The sequence below is a fragment of the Simplicispira psychrophila DSM 11588 genome (genome assembly GCF_000688255.1).
GTDB lineage: Bacteria > Pseudomonadota > Gammaproteobacteria > Burkholderiales > Burkholderiaceae_C > Simplicispira > Simplicispira psychrophila.
In genome coordinates this window covers 15,800-32,281 of record NZ_JHYS01000008.1, presented here as the reverse complement: position 1 = coordinate 32,281, position 16,482 = coordinate 15,800, and the positions used below count along the sequence as shown (strand labels likewise).

Sequence of the window (16,482 nt, the reverse complement as noted above, 5' to 3'; positions counted from 1 at the left end):
GACGCAACCCGCTGCGCGGGCGGCTGCTGGGGTGGCCTAGGCTTTTTTTGCCGGCCATCCCGGAATACGCGGTACGGGGGTGAAGCCTTCGGGCTGGGCTGGCATGGCGCCCCAGTCGCCTTGGGGCGTGGGCGTGGCTTCGCCGGCGGGCGGCGGTGGAGGCTGCGGTGGATTAGCAGCCGCACTGTTATCAGGCGGTGTCGGTGGACGCGGTGGCGGGGACGGCGGCATTGACGGCTGCGGCTCCGTACTGCGGTGCGCCAGCGCCAGTTCGGCTACGGCATCGACATCAGCGCAGGTGACGGCATTGCGCCCTTCCAACGCGGTCAGCGCTCGGGCGGCGCGCAGCAGTACCAAGTCGGCGCGCATCCCATCAACGCCCGCCGCCATCGCACGTTCGGCGGCGTGGTGCAACACGGCATCGGGCCAGTCCAGTTGCGCCAAAGTGGCGCGGGCAGCAATCAGCGCATGGCGCAGCGCTTGCTGCGCTGGTTCGTGCTGCGCGGCGAAGCCCGCCGGGTCGGCGTCAAAACGCAAACGTGCGCGCAGGATGGCGCTGCGCTGGGCGGCGCTGTCGGGATTGGTCAGCACGACAGAGAGGCCAAAGCGGTCGAGCAGTTGCGGGCGCAGTTCGCCCTCTTCCGGGTTCATGGTGCCGACCAGCACAAAGCGCGCCGCGTGCTGCTGCGAGATGCCGTCGCGCTCGATGGTATGGACACCGCTGGCAGCGGCGTCCAGCAGCGCGTCAATCAGCGCATCCGGCAACAGATTCACTTCATCGACGTACAACACGCCTTGGTGCGCCCGCGCCAGCAGGCCGGGTTGCAGGCGCACGCGGCCATCGCGCAGCACGTCTTCGATGTTCAGGCTGCCAACCAACTGCTCTAGACTGGCGGCCAGCGGCAGGTTGACAAACGGCGCGTCCGGCAGCAGCGCCGCCAGCGCACGCGCGGCGGTCGATTTGGCGGTGCCGCGCGGCCCGCTGATGAGCACGCCGCCAATGCCGGGGTCGATGGCGGCCAGTTGCAGGGCGAGCTGCAACGTCGGCTGTCCGACCAGCGCGGTCAGTGGGAACTGCGGGCGGGTGGCCGGCTGCGGCGCTTCAAGGTGGTTTAACAAGCTCATAGCAATGGGCCTTCTCCGTGCTCTTCCAGCCGCTGCTCTAGCGCCAGCAGGTGTTGTTCGATGCGCTCGCGCTGGTCGCCGGGTTCTTGCCACATGCCGCGCTGCATGGCTTCGAGCAGGCGTTGGCCGATGCTGCGCAGCGCCAGCGGGTTGTGTTGCAGCAAAAACGTGCGGTTGGTGTCATCGTGCAGATAGGCGTCTGCGACCAGCGCGTATTGGTGGTCGTGGACCACGCCGGTGGTGGCGTCAAAGGCGAACAAATAGTCCACCGTCGCCGCCATCTCAAACGCGCCTTTGTAGCCGTGGCGGCGGATGCCGTTGAGCCACTTCGGGTTGACGGCGCGCGAGCGCAACACCCGCGCCACTTCTTCGTTCAGGCTGCGGATGCGCGGCTCGCCGGGCACGCTGAAATCGCCGTGGTACAGCGCTGCCGGCGTGCCGGCCAAGTGCTGCACCGCCACCGCCATGCCACCCTGAAACTGGTAGTAGTCGTCCGAATCGAGCACGTCGTGTTCGCGGTTGTCTTGGTTGTGCAGGATGGCTTGCAGGCCGCTCAGGCGCTGCTCAAACTGACTGCGCGCCGCCACACCGTGCTGGCCTTGCCCTTGGCCGTAGGCAAACGCGCCGGCGCGCAGATAGGCCTGCGCCAAATCCGCGCCGTCTTGCCAGCGGCCACTGGCCATGATTTCTTGCAAGCCAGCGCCGTAACCACCGGGGCGCGGGCCGAACACGCGCCAACTGGCTTGGCGCTGTGCTTGTTCAGCGCTCAGGCCTTGGGTTTGCGCTGCGGCCGCTTCGCGCAGCACGCGGGCGCGCACCGGGTTGACTTCGTCGCTCTCGTCGTCGGGGTTGATGGCGACGACGGCGCGCACCGCCGTGTCAAACAAGTCCATCACATTGGGAAAAGCGTCGCGGAAAAAGCCCGACACCCGCAGCGTCACATCAACGCGTGGGCGGTTGCGTATCGCCATCGGCAGCACTTCGATGTCCACCACGCGGCTACTGCCCTCCGCCCATTTGGGGCGCACGCCCAGCAGCGCGAAGGCTTGGGCGATGTCTTCGCCGCCAGTGCGCATGGTGCTGGTGCCCCAGACCGACAGGCCCAGACTGCCCAGCATTTCGCCGTGGTCTTGCAGGTGGCGCTCGATGACGCGCTCGGCGGCTTTGGCACCCATGGCGTAGGCGGTCTGGGTCGGCACGGCGCGGGTATCGACCGAATAGAAGTTGCGCCCAGTGGGCAGCGTATCCGGTCGCCCGCGTGAGGGCGCGCCGCTGGGGCCGGGGGGCACAAAGCGCCCGGCCAAGCCGTGCAGGCATTGGGCGATTTCGTTGGGGCCGCAGGCGGCTAGGCGCGGTTGCAGCACCGTGCGCAGGCGCTGCAACACCGGCGCGGTGTGCGGCCACAGCGTGTCGTCCAGCGCGGGGGAATCGGCCACGTTGTCTGCCACCAACTGCTGCGCCAACAGCTCCAGCCGCTCGCGCGTATGGCCGGCGTGGCGCCACGGCTGCTCGCTCAGGGCTTGCAGTGCGGCGGGGTACGGGCCGCTCCACGGCGTTGCCCATTCGGGGCTGAGGGGATTGAAGCCGGCCACAGCGTCCAACTGCAAATCGCTGGCCAGCGCTTGCAACAGACTGCGCTGACTGGCCGCGGTGCCGCTGGGAAAGCGCGCCAAGGCGACCAGCGTATCGGTCTGCTGGCGGCCTTGCGGCGAGCTGCCCAAGGTATGCAGGCCATCGCGGATTTGGGACTCTTTGATTTCGCACAGATAAGCGTCGAGGCGTTGCAGCAGCGCTTCACGCCCCGCATCGTCCGCCGGGCGCGAAAAGCCCAACTCTTGGTGCAGACCGTCCTTCAGCACGCGCTCCAAAATATCGCCGCGCAGGCGCTGGGCGCGGCGCGGGTCGAGCGACAGCGCTTCGTAGTACTCGTCCATCTGGCGCTCTAGCTGTTGCAGCGGGCCGTAGGTTTCGGCGCGCGTCAGAGCGGGCATCAGGTGGTCGATGATGACCGCCTGCGTGCGCCGTTTGGCTTGGCTCCCCTCGCCGGGGTCGTTGACGATGAACGGGTACAGGTGCGGCAGCGGGCCGAGGATGGCATCCGGCCAGCAGGCCGCGCCCAGCGCCACGCTTTTGCCGGGCAGCCACTCCAAATTGCCGTGCTTGCCGACGTGCACCACCGCATCGACGGCAAATTGGCGGCGCAGCCAGAAATAAAACGCCAGATAAGCGTGCGTCGGCACCAAATCGGCATCGTGGTAGGTGGCGACCAAATCCATATCGCGGCCACGGGAGGGCTGGATGCCGATAAACACCTGCCCCAGCCGCAGGCCGCTGACCATAAAGCGGCCTTGGCGCACCATCGGGTCTTGCTCGGGCGTGCCCCACAGGGCGTTGACGGCGGCGCGGCTGTCGGGGTCGAGTCGGCCGAAAGCCTCGGCGTAGTCGGCCAGCGACAGACTTTGGCCCGCCGGGCGCGCGTCGTTGGCGTCGAGCCGGTTGGTCACGCCGGCGACCAGCGCGGCAATCAGCGTGTCGCCGTCGGCGGGCAATTCGCCAGTGACGTAACCCGCATCCTGCAAGGCGCGCAGCAGGGCGACGGTCGAGGCGGGCGTGTCCAGCCCGACGCCATTGGCCAAGCGCGCGTCGTCGTTCGGGTAATTGGCCAGAATCAGCGCCAAGCGCTTGTCGGCATTGGGCTTGGTGCGCAGCGCACACCAGCGCTGTGCCAGTTCGGCGACGAAATCCATGCGCTCGGGTTCGCTTTGGTAGCGCACTACATCGACCTCGGTGCGCTCGCAGCGCCACGCCAAACCTTTAAAGCTGATGGCGCGGGTGCCAATGCGGCCATCCACCTCGGGCATGACGACCTGCATCGCCAAATCGCGCGGTGCGAGGCCGTGCGGGTCTTGCTGCCATTGCTCTTGGCCACAGCCGGCGGTAATCAGCTGCAACACCGGCGCGTCACCAGCCAGCGGCGCGGCTTGCACGCCGGTGACGCTGTCGTCGTCCGCCGCTTCCATCGCGGCGACGGCAAAGCTGGTGGCATTCAGCACCACGTCCACGCAGTATTGCTGCGCCAGCGCTTGCAGCAACTCTAGGCTGGCGGGGTTTTTGAGGGAATCGACGGCCAGCGCCAGCGTGTTCAGGCCGCGCGCGCTCAGCGCCGCCAATTGGTCGTCAAACACTGCCGTGTTGCCGGCCTGCCAGTGCGCGCGGTAGAACACCAACAGCGCGGTCGGCGCACCATCGCGCCACGGCAAAGGCGCTCCATAGGCTTGGTAGCGCACTGCGGGCGGCAACGGCTGCGGTGCACTCGGCCGCTCGCCCAAGCCAAACACGGCGTGGCCAATCAGCGAGAAAAAGCGCTGACCGTTCTCGCGCCCGCCTTCGCGCAAGCAGCGCCACAGATGGCGGCAGTCGTCGTGCGGGGCGCTGCTGCGCAGCAGCAATTGCAGGTCTTCGCCAAAGTCGCCCGAAAACAGTGCCAGCCACTGGCCGCGCGTCTGCGCCAGCGACACGGCTTGCTCGACGATGTAGGCCCAATCGCTCAGGCTGCCCAAGTGGTCAATGACGACCACGCGGGCGTGGCGCAGCACGTCATCGACGTACATATCGACCGAAGCCGGCTGGCGCAGAAACATCAAATTGACCAGCCGCACCGTCGGAAAATCCGCCGGCAACTGCGCCGCCGCGTCGGCCAGCAGCGCCAGCGTGGTGTCCGCCGCGCTGAGGATGACGATATCGCCGGGCGTTTGCTCTACGCGCACCACCCCTTGACCACCGTCCTCCACGTGGCCACCGGGGCGCGTAGAAAGCAAATGCATGACAAGACCTTTTTATATGTCAAAAATAATAGCTGCTAGCGCACGTATCTAAAGGGCTAGAGGCCTAAAACACCCTAAATTAGCGCAAAGCCGCGTCCAACTGCGCTTGCAAAGCCGCGCCGTCCAACTCAGCGCCAATCAGCACCAATTGCGTTTGACGCGCTTCGTCCGCCCGCCAAGCGCGGTCAAAGTAGCTGTCAAAGCGCGTGCCCACGCCCTGCACCACTAGGCGCATGGCAGCGCCCGGCAGCGCGACAAAGCCTTTGACGCGGTAAATCTCGTGCTGCTGCACCAGCGTGCGCAGGGCGTCGAGTAGCGCCTCGCGCCCCGGCACCGTCAACTGCACGCGCACCGAGTCGAAATCGTCGTGGTCGTGGTCTTCTTCGTTGTCGTGGTGGGTGCGGCGCTGGTCAATCACGTCTTCTACCGCCGCGTTCAGTCCCAGCAATACCGCAGGGTCGATGCGGCCGTGCTGGACGTGAATCAGCTGCACGCCGGGCATGGTTTCTTCGCGCACGGCGGCTTCGACGCTGGCCAACGTGGCCGCGTCCAAGCCGTCGGTTTTGTGGATGACCACCAAGTCGGCAGTGGCCAGTTGGTCGGCAAACAGCTCGTGCAGCGGCGACTCGTGGTCGAGGTTGTCGTCGGCACGGCGTTGCACATCGACCGCGACCGGGTCATCGGCAAAGCGACCCGCAGCCACGGCAGGCGCATCGACCACGGTAATCACGGCATCGACCGTAAAGGTGTTGCGCAGCGCCGGCCACTGGAAGGCTTGCACCAGCGGCTTGGGCAGGGCCAGTCCGCTGGTTTCGATGATGAGGTGGTCAATCTGGTCGCGCCGGGCGGCCAGCAGCTCCATCACCGGGGCAAATTCTTCTTGCACCGTGCAGCACAGGCAGCCGTTGGCCAGCTCGTACAACTGGCCGGTCTCTTCACCGTTTTCATCGCAGCCAATGCCGCAGCCGCGCAGCACTTCGCCGTCGATGCCCAGCTCGCCAAACTCGTTGACGATGACTGCGATGCGCCGACCCTCGGCGTGGGTCAGCAGGTGGCGCAGCAGCGTGGTTTTGCCACTGCCCAAAAAGCCGGTGACGATGGTGGCGGGAATCTTGCGTGATTGCATGACGGGACACTCCAGAAGAAGAAACAAAAAATCGGTGCGGGGCGGTGTGCCCCATTCAGGATGGCGGCGGCAAGTCCCGCAGGCAATCGACCAACATATGCGCTGCTTCGCCCATGCGGTGGCCGGGGCGCAGCAGCAGACCCATGCGTTCCTCGTCCAGCTGGCAGACTTGCCGTTGGCGCACCGCAGGCAGCAGCGCCCAGCCGGGCCGCTCGGCCAAGTGGGTCAGCGTGGCGCGCGCGCCGATGATGAAATCCGGCGGGCGGCGCAGCAGCAGCTCGGGATTGATTTTGATAAACGGTGCCGACTCGCTCTGCACCACATTCACCAGCCCCAAGCGGGCAACGGTTTCGCCAATAAAGCTCTGGTTGCTGGCACCGTGCGGCGCGGCGCTGATTTCGACATACACCGTGCGCCCGCGCAGCGCTGCTGGCAGGCGCGCGGCGGCGGCGCTCAGGTCGGCATCCATCTGCGCCACCAACGCCGCTACTTGCGTGGGTGGCGTACCCAGCGCTTCGCCCAGCGTGAACAACATCCGCCGCACCGCCGCGTGGTTGCGCGCTTCCAGCATCAGCACCGGCACGCCCAGCTCTTGCAAACGTGCGCCAGCGCGGCTGCGCGGGCCGAGCAACACCAACGTGGGCCGCAACGCCACGATGCGTTCGATGTGCGCGTCGGCCAGCCCGCCGACCTTGGGCAATCGCTGCACTTGGGCCGGCCAAGCCGAATGGCGGTCGGTGGCGACCAACTGCTCGCAGTGGCCGAGAGCGCAGACGGCTTCTGTCAGCGAGGGCGTCAGCGTGACGATGCGCGCACGGCCATCGGCAGCACTGTGCGCCGGAGCCACCAGCGCCAGTGCGCAAACCAGCCCCTACACCGCCCACAGCAACGCCCGCAGAGGCGACAAGGCTGGCAAAGCGCTCAGTCCTCGATGCCGCGCTGCGCCGGCACGCCGGCTTTGAAATGGTGCTTGATGAGCGCCATCTCGGTCACGGTGTCGGCCAGCTCTATCAGTTCGGCTGGGGCATTGCGCCCAGTCAGCACCACGTGGACGTGCGCCGGGCGCTCGCGCAGGCAGGTCAGGATGCTTTCCAGCGCAATCCAGCCGTAGCGCAGCGGGTACATGATTTCGTCCAGCACCACCATGAAGTGCTCGCCAGCGCGAATCGTCGCCTCGGCCTTGGCCCAGCCGTCCAGCGCCAATTGCGCCGAATGTTCGAGGTCGCGGCTTTTCCAGCTAAAGCCATCGCCCAAGCCTTCAATCGGAATACCCAGCTGCTCAAACAGGCGGTGCTCGCCAAAGCGGGCGGTGGGCACCTTCATGAACTGGTAGACCTTGACGGTTTTGCCACGGCCATGGGCGCGCAGCGCCAAGCCAAACGCCGCCGTGCTTTTGCCTTTGCCATTGCCGGTGTGCACCAGCACCAAGCCACGGCGCTCGCCTTGCGGCTTGGGGGTGTCGCGCAGCAAGGGAGGGGTTTCGATTTCCATCTCTACCTCCGCTTAAACCGCAGCGCTATACAAGCGCGGCTCAACGATGGACGAGCCTTTCAAGCCCTTGAGCCACTTGGCCAGCGCCAGCACGCCCAAGTCCAACAGCGGCTCCAGCAGCACCACGCCCATATACGCCACGCCAAAACTGCCGATGCTCGACAGGTTTTCAGCACCCACGCCTTGGCCGTACAGCGCCCAAAAGCCCACCCAGACCACGATGCCACCTTGGTAGGCCACCGACAGCTTGAAGGCTTGGGCGTAGCTGATGTCCACATACGCCGTGCTGGCCGGAATGATGCGGCGGGCCAGTGCAGCGGTGGCAAACAATGGCACCAACAGCGTGGTGACGTTCATGCCGTACTGCGGCAAGTCAAACGGCGCAAAGAACAGGCCCTGCACCAGCAGGCCGACGGCCAAGCCGATGGCAGCCGGGGCCACGCCAAAAATCAGCAGCAGCGTGGTGCCCAAAATCAAATGCACCTCCGACACGCCGACCGGGTGGTGCGGCAGCACTTCAAAGAAGCAAAACACCAGCACGCTGCTGATGAAGGCGCGTAATAACAGAGCAGTCAAACCGTCTTTACGGATGCCGTCCAACGAGAGTTTGGCGGCGTAGGCCAGTGCGCCAGTGGCGCTGGCATAGCTCAAAACGATTTTTCCGCCCTCCACCAATCCGGGTTCGATGTGCATAGTTTTCTCCTTCAGTTGTAAATCTGTATCAACTCTGTATCAGCTGCGGCAACGCCACCCACTGGCCCTGCACGGCGTGGATGGCAATGCGCTGGTCAAACACGCGCTCTAACGCGCGGTGCGTGGAGCGCTCAGCACAGGCACCGCAGTGGCTGACGCGGCCATCGGCCATCACCACCACGTCGTCGGCGTGCAGGGCAAAGGTCAATTCGTGCAGCACGCTGACCACCGTGGTGCCGGCAGCAACCAGCGCGCGCACCGTCAACAGCCAATCGGCTTGGTGCGGCGGGTCCAAGTTGGCCAGCGGCTCGTCCATCAGCAGCACCTGCGCCTGCACCGCCAGCGCCCGCGCCAGCAGCACGCGCTGGCGCTCGCCGCCGGACAACTGGCCTAGGGCACGGGTGCGCCATTCCCAAGCCTGTGTGGTTTGCAGCGCCTGCTCAACCGCAGCGTGGTCGGCCACGCTGGGCGGTGCCATCCAGCCTTGGTGCGGCAAGCGCCCCAGCATGGCGACGTCATAGACCGTCAAATCGTCGGCAGCGCTTTCGTTTTGGCCTAGCCACGCCAGCGCCCGAGCGCGCTCACGCCGGCTCCAGGCGTGCAGCGGGCGGCCCAGCAATTGCACCGGGCCGGTGCTGGGCAGCAGGCCGGCCAGTGCTTTGAGCAAGGTCGATTTACCAGCGCCATTCGGGCCGACGATGCTAGTCCAGCAACCCGCGCGCAGCGCCAAATCAACGCTGTGCAAAATACGGCTATTTCCGACGGAAACGCTTATCTGGCTTGCGCTAATAGCTATTTTTTCAGGAGTAATGACAGCGTTCACAACAAGCCTCCGGGCGACGAGCGCCGGTGCATCAGCCACAGCAGGTAGCCGCCGCCGAGCACGGCGGTCAGCACGCCGACCGGCAACTCTTGCGGCGCAATCAGCCCGCGCGCCAGCAGGTCGGCGGCGCACAGCAGCGCGCCGCCCATCAGGCTCGACAGCGCCATCAACCGCCCGTGCGGCACCGACACCGCTGCGCGCACCAGGTGCGGCGCAGCCAGACCAACAAAAGCAATCAAACCAGTTTGCGCCACTGCCGTCCCTGTGGCCAGCGCCAGCACCGCCACCAGCGCCGCACGCAGTGGTGCCAGCGGCAGCCCCAGGCTGTGCGCAGTGGCTTCGCCCAGCGCCAAACCATCCAGCGCCCGCGACAGCGCCCACGCCAGCGCCAAGCACAGCAGCCACACCCCGGCCATCAACAGGCAAGCCGCCCAGCCGACAAAGCCAGTCGAGCCCAGCATGAAAGCCTGCATCGCTTGCAGCGAATCCGGCGAGAGCAACAAAATCAACGACGTCAACGCGCCCAGCACCACGCCGACGATGACACCAGCCAACAACAGCCGCAGCGTGTGCTGCACGCCACGCGCCAGCGCCAGCGTCAGCAATACGGCCAGCACCGCGCCGACAAAGGCCGCGCCGGTCAGCCCCAGGCGCACCAGCCAGTGGCTGGAAAACACCGACACCGCCGTGCCACCGCCCAAAAACCCCAGCAGCCCACCACCGCCCAACAAGGCCAGCGCCAAGGCCACGCCCAGCGACGCACCCGAGGCACTGCCCAGCAAATACGGGTCGGCCAACGGGTTGCGAAACAGCCCCTGTGCCACCGCTCCCGCCAGCCCGAGCAACGCACCCGCGCACCACGCGCCCAAGGTGCGTGGCAGGCGAATATCCCAAACAATTTGCTGCGCCATGGCGCGTGCGGACGGGTCTTCGCCCTGCCCCCACAGCGCCGGCCACAGGTTTTCTAGCCCGGTGCTGCCGACGCTGGTGCCCAGCAGCCACAGCGCCAGCGCGAGCAGCAGCAGCCCCAGCGCCAGCATCCGGCCAGTCGGCGCCAGCACCGCATTCATCGCCGTACCACCGTGGCGGGCGGCGCTTTGTCCACTAGGCACTGCGCCATCAGCCGCGCCGCCTCGGCCATGCGCGGGCCGGGGCGAATCAACACGTCGGTATCGACCACACCAAACTCACACACGCGCCGCTCGCGCACGGCGCGAATGCCGGCCCAGCCCGGGCGCTCGGTCAGACCGGCCGCACTGCGCGCGCCAACCATGATGAGGTCGGGATTAGCGCGCACCACGTATTCGGGATTCAGCTTGGGAAACGGCCCCAGCTTGGCCGGCAAGATGTTTTGCACGCCCAAACGGGCCAGCGTTTCACCAATAAACGAGTGAGTGCCAGCGCCATACGGCCCGCGGCTGACCTCGTAATACACCCGCGTGCCGCGCACCGTGGCCGGCAGCGACTGCGCCGCCGCCGACACGCTGGCATCAATGGTGCGCCAGACTTGCTGCGCGTCCGGCACCGCCAGCAACTGGCCCAGCGTGCCCAGCACGCGCTGCACATCGGCGTGGGTTTTGGGCTCCAGCGCCACCACCGTCAGCCCCAGCGATTCCAGCCGCGCTGCTGCACGCGACGAAGTGGCCATCAGCACTACGTCGGGGCGCAACGCGACTACCGCTTCGATGCTCGGGTCAATGCCGCCACCGACGCGCGGCAGGCTGACGATGCTGTCGGGCCAGTTGGAGTAGCGATCCACCCCCACCAAGCGCTGGCACTGGCCGAGCGCGCAAACGCTCTCGGTCAACGACGGCAGCAAGCTGACAATGCGCAGCGGCGGCTTGGCCAGCGTGATGTGGCGGCCCCGGTCGTCGGTCAGTTGCACCGGCTGCGCATTGGCCAGCGTGGCCATGGCTAACACAAGGGCTACCAGAATGGCCAGCACAGTCAGGATGCGCGCAACAGGGGTCGGTTTCATAGTCAGGAATCTTTCAAACTCAGCGGCAAACCCGCCGCCATCAGCGTGACCCGCTGACAGGTCTGCGCTGCTTGCTGGTTCAGCAGTCCCAGCGCATCGACAAAAGCGCGCACCTCGCGCCCTAGCGGAATGACCCCCAGGCCGATTTCGTTGCCCACCAGAACAACGGGCCCGGGGGAACATTTAATTGCTCCTAAAAAAAGAGCTAGTTGCGCTTTCCAGTCGTGGCTTAGAGGCTGATTTGGCTTAAATTTTTCCATGCTGTCACCGACGGGCATGGTCCAGTTGGTCAGCCACAGCGTCAGGCAGTCCACCACCACCAGCGTCTGCGCCGTGCTGTGGCGGCACAGCGCGCCGGCCAAATCCAGCGGCTCTTCTACCGTCACCATGCCCGGCACGCGCTCGGCGCGGTCGGCTTGGTGGCGGGCAATGCGCTCACGCATTTCATCGTCCCAAGGCTGGGCCGTGGCCAGCAACACCGCACGGTGTGCGCTGCTTTGCGCCAGCCAGTCGCGCGCCAGCCCTTCGGCGCGGCGCGACTTGCCACTTTTTTGGCCACCGAGGATAAGTTCGCTGCGGGCGATGGACAAACTCATGCGGCTCATGGGGTTTCAGCGCCAAACAATGCCGCCACCGCCATCGGGCTGGAGGCAAACCACGCATGAAAGTAGCTGGCCTGGATGCTGCCGTGGCGATACAACGCTTCGCCCACGTCGGGCACTGCAACTTCATCGGGCCGCGCAGTACGTGCCACTTCGGGCGCGTCGCTGACCAGCGTCGAATAGTGAAAGGTGTGGCCGCGCAGCAGGTGGCCATCCCACGCCAGTTGCTGCGGCCCCAAGCCGGCCAAACGGCGCTGCTGCGTGGCGGCACCGGGCAGCAAGCCCCACAGCGGTTGGCAGTGGCCGTTGGTCAGGGTGATGGAATCACACAGCGCCAGCATGCCGCCGCACTCGGCCCAGACCGGTTTGCCGGCCGCCACATGGTATTGCAGACTGGCGCGCAGCGAGGCATTGGCGGCCAGCTGCTCGGCGTGCAATTCGGGGTAGCCACCGGGCAACCACAGCGCATCACACGGCGGCAGTGCGGTGTCCGCCAGCGGCGAGAAAAACACCACCTGCGCGCCCAATTGGCGCAGGCAATCGATATTGGCCGCATAGATAAAGCTGAACGCCACATCGCGCGCCACCGCCACGGTGCGGCCTTGCAGCAGCGGTGGGGCTGGCACGGCTGTTGCATCGGGCGCAGCAAAGTCCACCGACCAGCGCACCTGCCAATCGGCCAGCGTCATTTGGCCCAGCGGGGTATGTGCCAGGGCATCAGCCGCAGCGTCCAAGCGTTCTAAGCCGTCAGGCAGTTCTTGTGCGCTGACCAGGCCCAAGTGGCGCTCGGGTAGCAGGTCAGCTTTGGCATCGTTCACCGACACGCGCATCAACGCGCCCAGCCACTGCTCAGGCTCGCGCAGACCACTTTGCAGCATCTGGGCATGGCGTGGCGTGGCAACGCGGTTGGCCAGCACCCCGGCCCAGCGCAAGCCGCTTTGATAACGCTGCAAACCGTAGGCCAGCGCGCCAAAAGTGCCGGCCATGGCCGAGGCATCAATCACCGCCATCACCGGCAAATCCAAGCGCAGCGCCAAGTCGGCGGCGCTGGGTGTGCCGTCAAACAAGCCCATCACGCCCTCGACCAAAATCACATCGCATTCCTGCGCCGCAGCGTGCAGACGCGCACGCGCGTCGGCCTCACCGGTCATCCACAGGTCAAGCTGGTGCACCGGCGCGCCGCTGGCCAGCTGGTGCCAATGCGGGTCGAGAAAATCCGGCCCGCACTTGAACACGCGCACCCGCAGGCCTTGGCGCGTCAGTAAACGCGCCAGCGCCGCCACCACGGTGGTTTTACCCTGCCCCGAGGCGGGGGCAGAAATCAGCACCGCGGGGCAGCGGGCAGAAGTCATAGCGCTCAAGGCTGGGGCGCCCACTTCAGGCCAACGTACAGCGCGCGGCCTGGTGGCGCGTAAGTGCGCGCCACTTCGTAGGCCTTGTCAGCCAGGTTGTCAACGCGCGCCAGCAGTGTGAAATCGCGGGCGATGCGCTTGCTGGCGTACAGGTTGACCAAGCCGTAGCCGCCCAACAGGTTGGTATTTTTGTCTTCGTTGTAGCGCTGGCCGGAGACTTGCAGTTCAGCGCCCATCGTCCAGCCTGCGACTTGCGTGTCGGCACCCAGCGAGGCGTGGCGCTTGGCACGGCGTGCCAGCTGCTTGCCGGTATCGAGGTCACGCGGGTTCTGGAAGTCAGCCGAACCATGCACCTGCACGCTGCCCAGCTTGTGCGAGCCGGCCAAAGTGACGCCCTGGTATTGGGCGCGCGCCGTGTTCGCATAGCAGCCAAACTCAGCGCCGCAATGGCCGCCGCCGCCAAAAGCAATCAGGTTACTCAGGCGGTTGCGGTAAGCCACGGCAGAAAAGCTGCTGGCGCCTTGGGCGTAGCGCAACCCCAGCTCGATGTTGCGACTTTTCTCGGGCTGCAGTGAGGCATCACCGTACTGGCTAAAGCGCTGGTACAGCGTCGGCGCACGGAACGCCGTACCGGCCGAGGCGGTAGCGCGCCAGTGGGGTGCAAAGGCGTAGCCATAGGCGACGCTACCGGTGTTGTTGCCACCCAGCTCGCTGTCATCGTCGTGGCGCAGATTCACTTGCAGGCTGTGCGCGCCGGCGCTGTAGCCATAGCCCAAGGCCAGTGCGTCTTGCGAGCGGCTCTTGTTGATGGTCTTGCTCCACTCGTCCATCGCCGGGTTGTTCAAAGTGTCCTCACGCCGTTCCAGCGCCGCCGTGAACAGGTGCGCACCCCAGCGGTACTCGTTTTGCCACAGGTAGCCGCGCAGCTGGGTTTCAGAAAAATAGGGCGATGGCATCGTTTCGGCACGGGGGCGGGCATCGGTCACCGACAAGCGCATGGTGTAGGCCTTGCTCCACTGCGCGGTCCAAGTCAGTCCGGCAGTGCGCAGGCGGCTGACGCTGCGGTCGTCTTTGGGATCGAGCGGCAAATAGGCTTTGCCAGTGTCATTGTCATAACCCGCATCCATGTCGCTGGCCAGCAGCGTGGCGTCGATGCGGTGCTGGGCATTGACCTTGAATCCCAGGCGCGCATGGCCTGAGGTCGAGGCGTAATCGTCTTTGTCGGGGTTGTGCACCAGACCGGTACGAATGTCATAGCCTTTGCTGGTTTCGCGTGCAATGCCCAGCGCATAGTCAAAAGCGCCATCCACGCCCATCGATCCGCTCATGCCGGCTTCGAGCTTGCGCGTGCCGTGGCTGCCCAATCCAACGCCGACATAAGGCGCAAAAGCACCCTCGCCCTTGCGCGTGAACAACTGGATCACGCCGCCAATACCGTCCGATCCGTACACCGCAGCGGCCGGGCCACGCAGCACTTCAATGCGCTCGATCTGCGACAGCGGAATGCCCGCCCACTCGGCACCGCCAGAGCCCGATTGGGCATCTATCCGTATGCCATCCAAGTAGACAGCGGTGTGCTGCGAATTACCACCGCGCAAAAATACCGAGGAGTTATTGCCAAGGCCGCCATTGCGGCCGATTTCCACGCCGGGCAAGCGCGCCAGCACATCCACCACGCCGGTAGCACCGCTGTTTTCAAGGGTTTCGCGATCAACGATGGAGACATCGGCCACCAAATCCGACAGTGGCTGTTCAGAGCGGGTGGCGGTCACCACGGTTTCGCGCATCGAGGGTGCGTGCAGGTTTTGTGCCAACAGCACCGGCGCAGCCAACCCAGCCTGCTGCGCCAGGGCCGGCAGCGCGCACGCCAGGGCCAGGGTCAAAACCGCAGGGCGCAGGCAGGCAGGCGCAGCGGCACGGCGCACGTGGGGAGAGCAAATAGTCATGGAAAACAGTCAACAAAATGACCCCTGCCGGCTTCCCCGCCGGCGCATGGGCGATAACGGTTGCGCGCTGTCTTTTCAAAAAAGCGCGCACGCAACCACGGTGTTGGCCGGTATCCGGGCTGGCGGAACGCCCTCCAACGCCTTCCCAGGCGCTTGTTCAAGGCGTCCAGTGGCATGTGTGTGGAGGGTGAATCGGATGATTCGTCCGCTGACCGTTGCGGGGGCAGCGCAGGCTCGGTGACACCATGCTTGGTGCAACCTCCCTGCTTCCCGTTGAACTGCAGCGTGTGAACCACGCCGCGAGCACCAACAGCGCGGGATTTTACGGCGCTTTGGGCGCACAACTCTACAATCGAAGGCTGTATGACCTCCTCGTCCCCCCAGCACCCCATTGACCAGATCAGCGAACGCGTCGATCTGTTGCTACAGCGCTACGCTCAGTTGCAGCGCACCAACGGCTTGCTGTCTGAGCAGGTCTATGCCCTGACCCAAGAGCGCGACTCCCTCAAGTCACGCCTGCATGCTGCTCGCTCCCGGGTCGATGCCCTGATCGAACGCCTGCCGCCTACGCCCAAGGACGCACCATGAAGCAAATTGAGGTCCAGATCATGCAGCAAAGCTACCTGCTCAGCTGCCCCGAAGGGCGTGAACTGAATTTGCTCGAAGCCGTCGAGCGCATCGACAGCGCCATGACACGCATCCGCGACGCCGGCAAAGTGCGTACACGCGAACGCATTGCCGTGCTGGGCGCGCTGAACCTGGCGTTTGAAATGGGTGAGCGCGAAGCCAGTGCCTTGGCCGCATTGGCACAGGTCCAGGCTGCGCAGCAACAGGCCGCGCAAGAGTTGGCCACAGCCGCCTTGTTCAACCCGCCCGACGCTGCCACCTACCCGCAGGCGATGGATACAGACGACTTGCAGCGCCTGCAGTTGCTGGTGCAGCACCTTGACAGCGCGCTGAACGAACCCAGCGCATAAACGCAGATTGGCGTGCGGTGTTTAGGCCCGCGCCCGGCTGTGGCGTACCAGCATTACCAGCAAACCCAGGCCGATCACCGTAAAGCAGACAAACGACCAGTTGGCAATCGAGCCACCCAGCAGCGTCCAGTCAATCGCGGCGCAATCGCCCGAACCGCGAAAGATCATCGGGATGGAGCGGCTGATGGGGTAGCTCTCGATCATTCCGTAAAAATCGCGCCCGCAGGTGGCCGTTGCCGGCGGATACCACTGCAGCCAGCTTTGGCGTGCTGCAGTAAAGGCACCAAAGCCACACGCCGCCACCGCCACGGTGGCCCATGACATCCACCAGCCTTTTGAGCCTCTAGCGCTTGCCACGCCTGCGCTAATCGCTACCAAAACAAGAGCGTAGCGCTGTACGATGCACATCGGGCACGGGTCGAGACCGACCACATGCTGCAAATACAGGCCAAACGCCAGCAGGGCCACGCAGCCCAGGCTGACCAGCGCCAGCAAGCGGCGCGGGACGGTGTCTATCCAGTTCAAAATCATTTTTTATTCTTTCA

The 16,482-nt window shown here is 65.5% G+C and carries 15 protein-coding genes and 1 riboswitch; of the genes, 2 read left to right on the top strand and 13 right to left on the bottom strand.

Translation table 11 applies throughout. The annotated features are described in order from the left end of the window. Positions 1–36: 36 nt before the first annotated feature. The 12 genes from Q390_RS0109695 to Q390_RS0109640 form a co-directional block, all read right to left on the bottom strand. Positions 37–1,125: a magnesium chelatase ATPase subunit I gene (locus Q390_RS0109695; RefSeq protein WP_027995885.1), complete on the bottom strand. Its 1,089-nt coding sequence runs from the start codon at positions 1,123–1,125 to the stop codon at positions 37–39. Next, entirely contained in the window at positions 1,122–4,949 is a 3,828-nt protein-coding gene (gene cobN / locus Q390_RS0109690; RefSeq protein WP_027995884.1) for a cobaltochelatase subunit CobN, read from the bottom strand. Before cobN ends, Q390_RS0109695 begins: the two co-directional genes overlap by 4 nt. 79 nt (positions 4,950–5,028) lie before the next feature. Then, on the bottom strand, positions 5,029–6,075 hold the full coding sequence (gene cobW, locus Q390_RS0109685; protein WP_027995883.1) for a cobalamin biosynthesis protein CobW: 1,047 nt from the start codon (positions 6,073–6,075) through the stop codon (positions 5,029–5,031). A 55-nt stretch (positions 6,076–6,130) separates the two neighbouring features. Then, positions 6,131–6,922 (bottom strand): ABC transporter substrate-binding protein, encoded by a 792-nt coding sequence (locus tag Q390_RS18110; protein WP_245606894.1) that lies wholly within the window; start codon positions 6,920–6,922, stop codon positions 6,131–6,133. A 74-nt stretch (positions 6,923–6,996) separates the two neighbouring features. Next, a complete protein-coding gene (gene cobO, locus Q390_RS0109675) occupies positions 6,997–7,566 on the bottom strand; it encodes a cob(I)yrinic acid a,c-diamide adenosyltransferase (RefSeq protein ID WP_027995882.1) in 570 nt (189 codons plus the stop codon). A gap of 12 nt (positions 7,567–7,578) precedes the next feature. Next, positions 7,579–8,259: an energy-coupling factor ABC transporter permease gene (locus Q390_RS0109670; RefSeq protein WP_027995881.1), complete on the bottom strand. Its 681-nt coding sequence runs from the start codon at positions 8,257–8,259 to the stop codon at positions 7,579–7,581. A 28-nt stretch (positions 8,260–8,287) separates the two neighbouring features. Then, a complete protein-coding gene (locus tag Q390_RS0109665; protein ID WP_245606893.1) occupies positions 8,288–9,082 on the bottom strand; it encodes an ABC transporter ATP-binding protein in 795 nt (264 codons plus the stop codon). Then, complete coding sequence (locus tag Q390_RS0109660; protein WP_027995879.1) at positions 9,079–10,152, bottom strand: FecCD family ABC transporter permease; 1,074 nt, start codon at positions 10,150–10,152, stop codon at positions 9,079–9,081. The genes Q390_RS0109665 and Q390_RS0109660 overlap by 4 nt, the downstream gene beginning before the upstream one ends. Continuing rightward, entirely contained in the window at positions 10,149–11,060 is a 912-nt protein-coding gene (locus Q390_RS0109655; protein ID WP_027995878.1) for an ABC transporter substrate-binding protein, read from the bottom strand. Before Q390_RS0109655 ends, Q390_RS0109660 begins: the two co-directional genes overlap by 4 nt. 2 nt (positions 11,061–11,062) lie before the next feature. After that, the gene (locus Q390_RS0109650; protein ID WP_156949874.1) at positions 11,063–11,656 is read right to left on the bottom strand and encodes a bifunctional adenosylcobinamide kinase/adenosylcobinamide-phosphate guanylyltransferase; all 594 of its coding nucleotides are present in this window, start codon (positions 11,654–11,656) and stop codon (positions 11,063–11,065) included. A gap of 5 nt (positions 11,657–11,661) precedes the next feature. Continuing rightward, positions 11,662–13,014 carry a cobyrinic acid a,c-diamide synthase CobB gene (locus Q390_RS0109645; protein ID WP_027995876.1) on the bottom strand — a complete coding sequence of 451 codons (1,353 nt, stop codon included), beginning with the start codon at positions 13,012–13,014 and terminating at the stop codon, positions 11,662–11,664. 5 nt (positions 13,015–13,019) lie between these two features. Continuing rightward, complete coding sequence (locus tag Q390_RS0109640; RefSeq protein ID WP_027995875.1) at positions 13,020–14,960, bottom strand: TonB-dependent receptor domain-containing protein; 1,941 nt, start codon at positions 14,958–14,960, stop codon at positions 13,020–13,022. Positions 14,961–15,048: 88 nt separating this feature from the next. After that, a riboswitch (cobalamin riboswitch) is annotated at positions 15,049–15,286 on the bottom strand. Between the two features lie 37 nt (positions 15,287–15,323). Here Q390_RS0109640 and Q390_RS0109635 point away from each other — a divergent pair. Together Q390_RS0109635 and Q390_RS0109630 are read left to right on the top strand one after the other, a co-directional pair. After that, a complete protein-coding gene (locus Q390_RS0109635; RefSeq protein ID WP_027995874.1) occupies positions 15,324–15,548 on the top strand; it encodes a hypothetical protein in 225 nt (74 codons plus the stop codon). Further along, complete coding sequence (locus Q390_RS0109630) at positions 15,545–15,937, top strand: cell division protein ZapA (protein WP_027995873.1); 393 nt, start codon at positions 15,545–15,547, stop codon at positions 15,935–15,937. Before Q390_RS0109635 ends, Q390_RS0109630 begins: the two co-directional genes overlap by 4 nt. 21 nt (positions 15,938–15,958) lie before the next feature. On the opposite strand, the gene Q390_RS0109625 is transcribed toward Q390_RS0109630, so the two are convergent. Beyond that, the gene (locus Q390_RS0109625; protein ID WP_027995872.1) at positions 15,959–16,468 is read right to left on the bottom strand and encodes a disulfide bond formation protein B; all 510 of its coding nucleotides are present in this window, start codon (positions 16,466–16,468) and stop codon (positions 15,959–15,961) included. Positions 16,469–16,482 lie beyond the last annotated feature (14 nt).

Coding starts and splice junctions, on each gene's coding strand:
- Q390_RS0109695 (WP_027995885.1), bottom strand. CDS start 1,125: ATGAGCTTGTTAAACCACCTTGAAGCGCCGCAGCCGGCCACCCGCCCG.
- cobN (WP_027995884.1), bottom strand. CDS start 4,949: ATGCATTTGCTTTCTACGCGCCCCGGTGGCCACGTGGAGGACGGTGGT.
- cobW (WP_027995883.1), bottom strand. CDS start 6,075: ATGCAATCACGCAAGATTCCCGCCACCATCGTCACCGGCTTTTTGGGC.
- cobO (WP_027995882.1), bottom strand. CDS start 7,566: ATGGAAATCGAAACCCCTCCCTTGCTGCGCGACACCCCCAAGCCGCAA.
- Q390_RS0109670 (WP_027995881.1), bottom strand. CDS start 8,259: ATGCACATCGAACCCGGATTGGTGGAGGGCGGAAAAATCGTTTTGAGC.
- Q390_RS0109660 (WP_027995879.1), bottom strand. CDS start 10,152: ATGAATGCGGTGCTGGCGCCGACTGGCCGGATGCTGGCGCTGGGGCTG.
- Q390_RS0109655 (WP_027995878.1), bottom strand. CDS start 11,060: ATGAAACCGACCCCTGTTGCGCGCATCCTGACTGTGCTGGCCATTCTG.
- Q390_RS0109650 (WP_156949874.1), bottom strand. CDS start 11,656: ATGAGTTTGTCCATCGCCCGCAGCGAACTTATCCTCGGTGGCCAAAAA.
- Q390_RS0109645 (WP_027995876.1), bottom strand. CDS start 13,014: ATGACTTCTGCCCGCTGCCCCGCGGTGCTGATTTCTGCCCCCGCCTCG.
- Q390_RS0109640 (WP_027995875.1), bottom strand. CDS start 14,960: ATGACTATTTGCTCTCCCCACGTGCGCCGTGCCGCTGCGCCTGCCTGC.
- Q390_RS0109635 (WP_027995874.1), top strand. CDS start 15,324: ATGACCTCCTCGTCCCCCCAGCACCCCATTGACCAGATCAGCGAACGC.
- Q390_RS0109630 (WP_027995873.1), top strand. CDS start 15,545: ATGAAGCAAATTGAGGTCCAGATCATGCAGCAAAGCTACCTGCTCAGC.
- Q390_RS0109625 (WP_027995872.1), bottom strand. CDS start 16,468: ATGATTTTGAACTGGATAGACACCGTCCCGCGCCGCTTGCTGGCGCTG.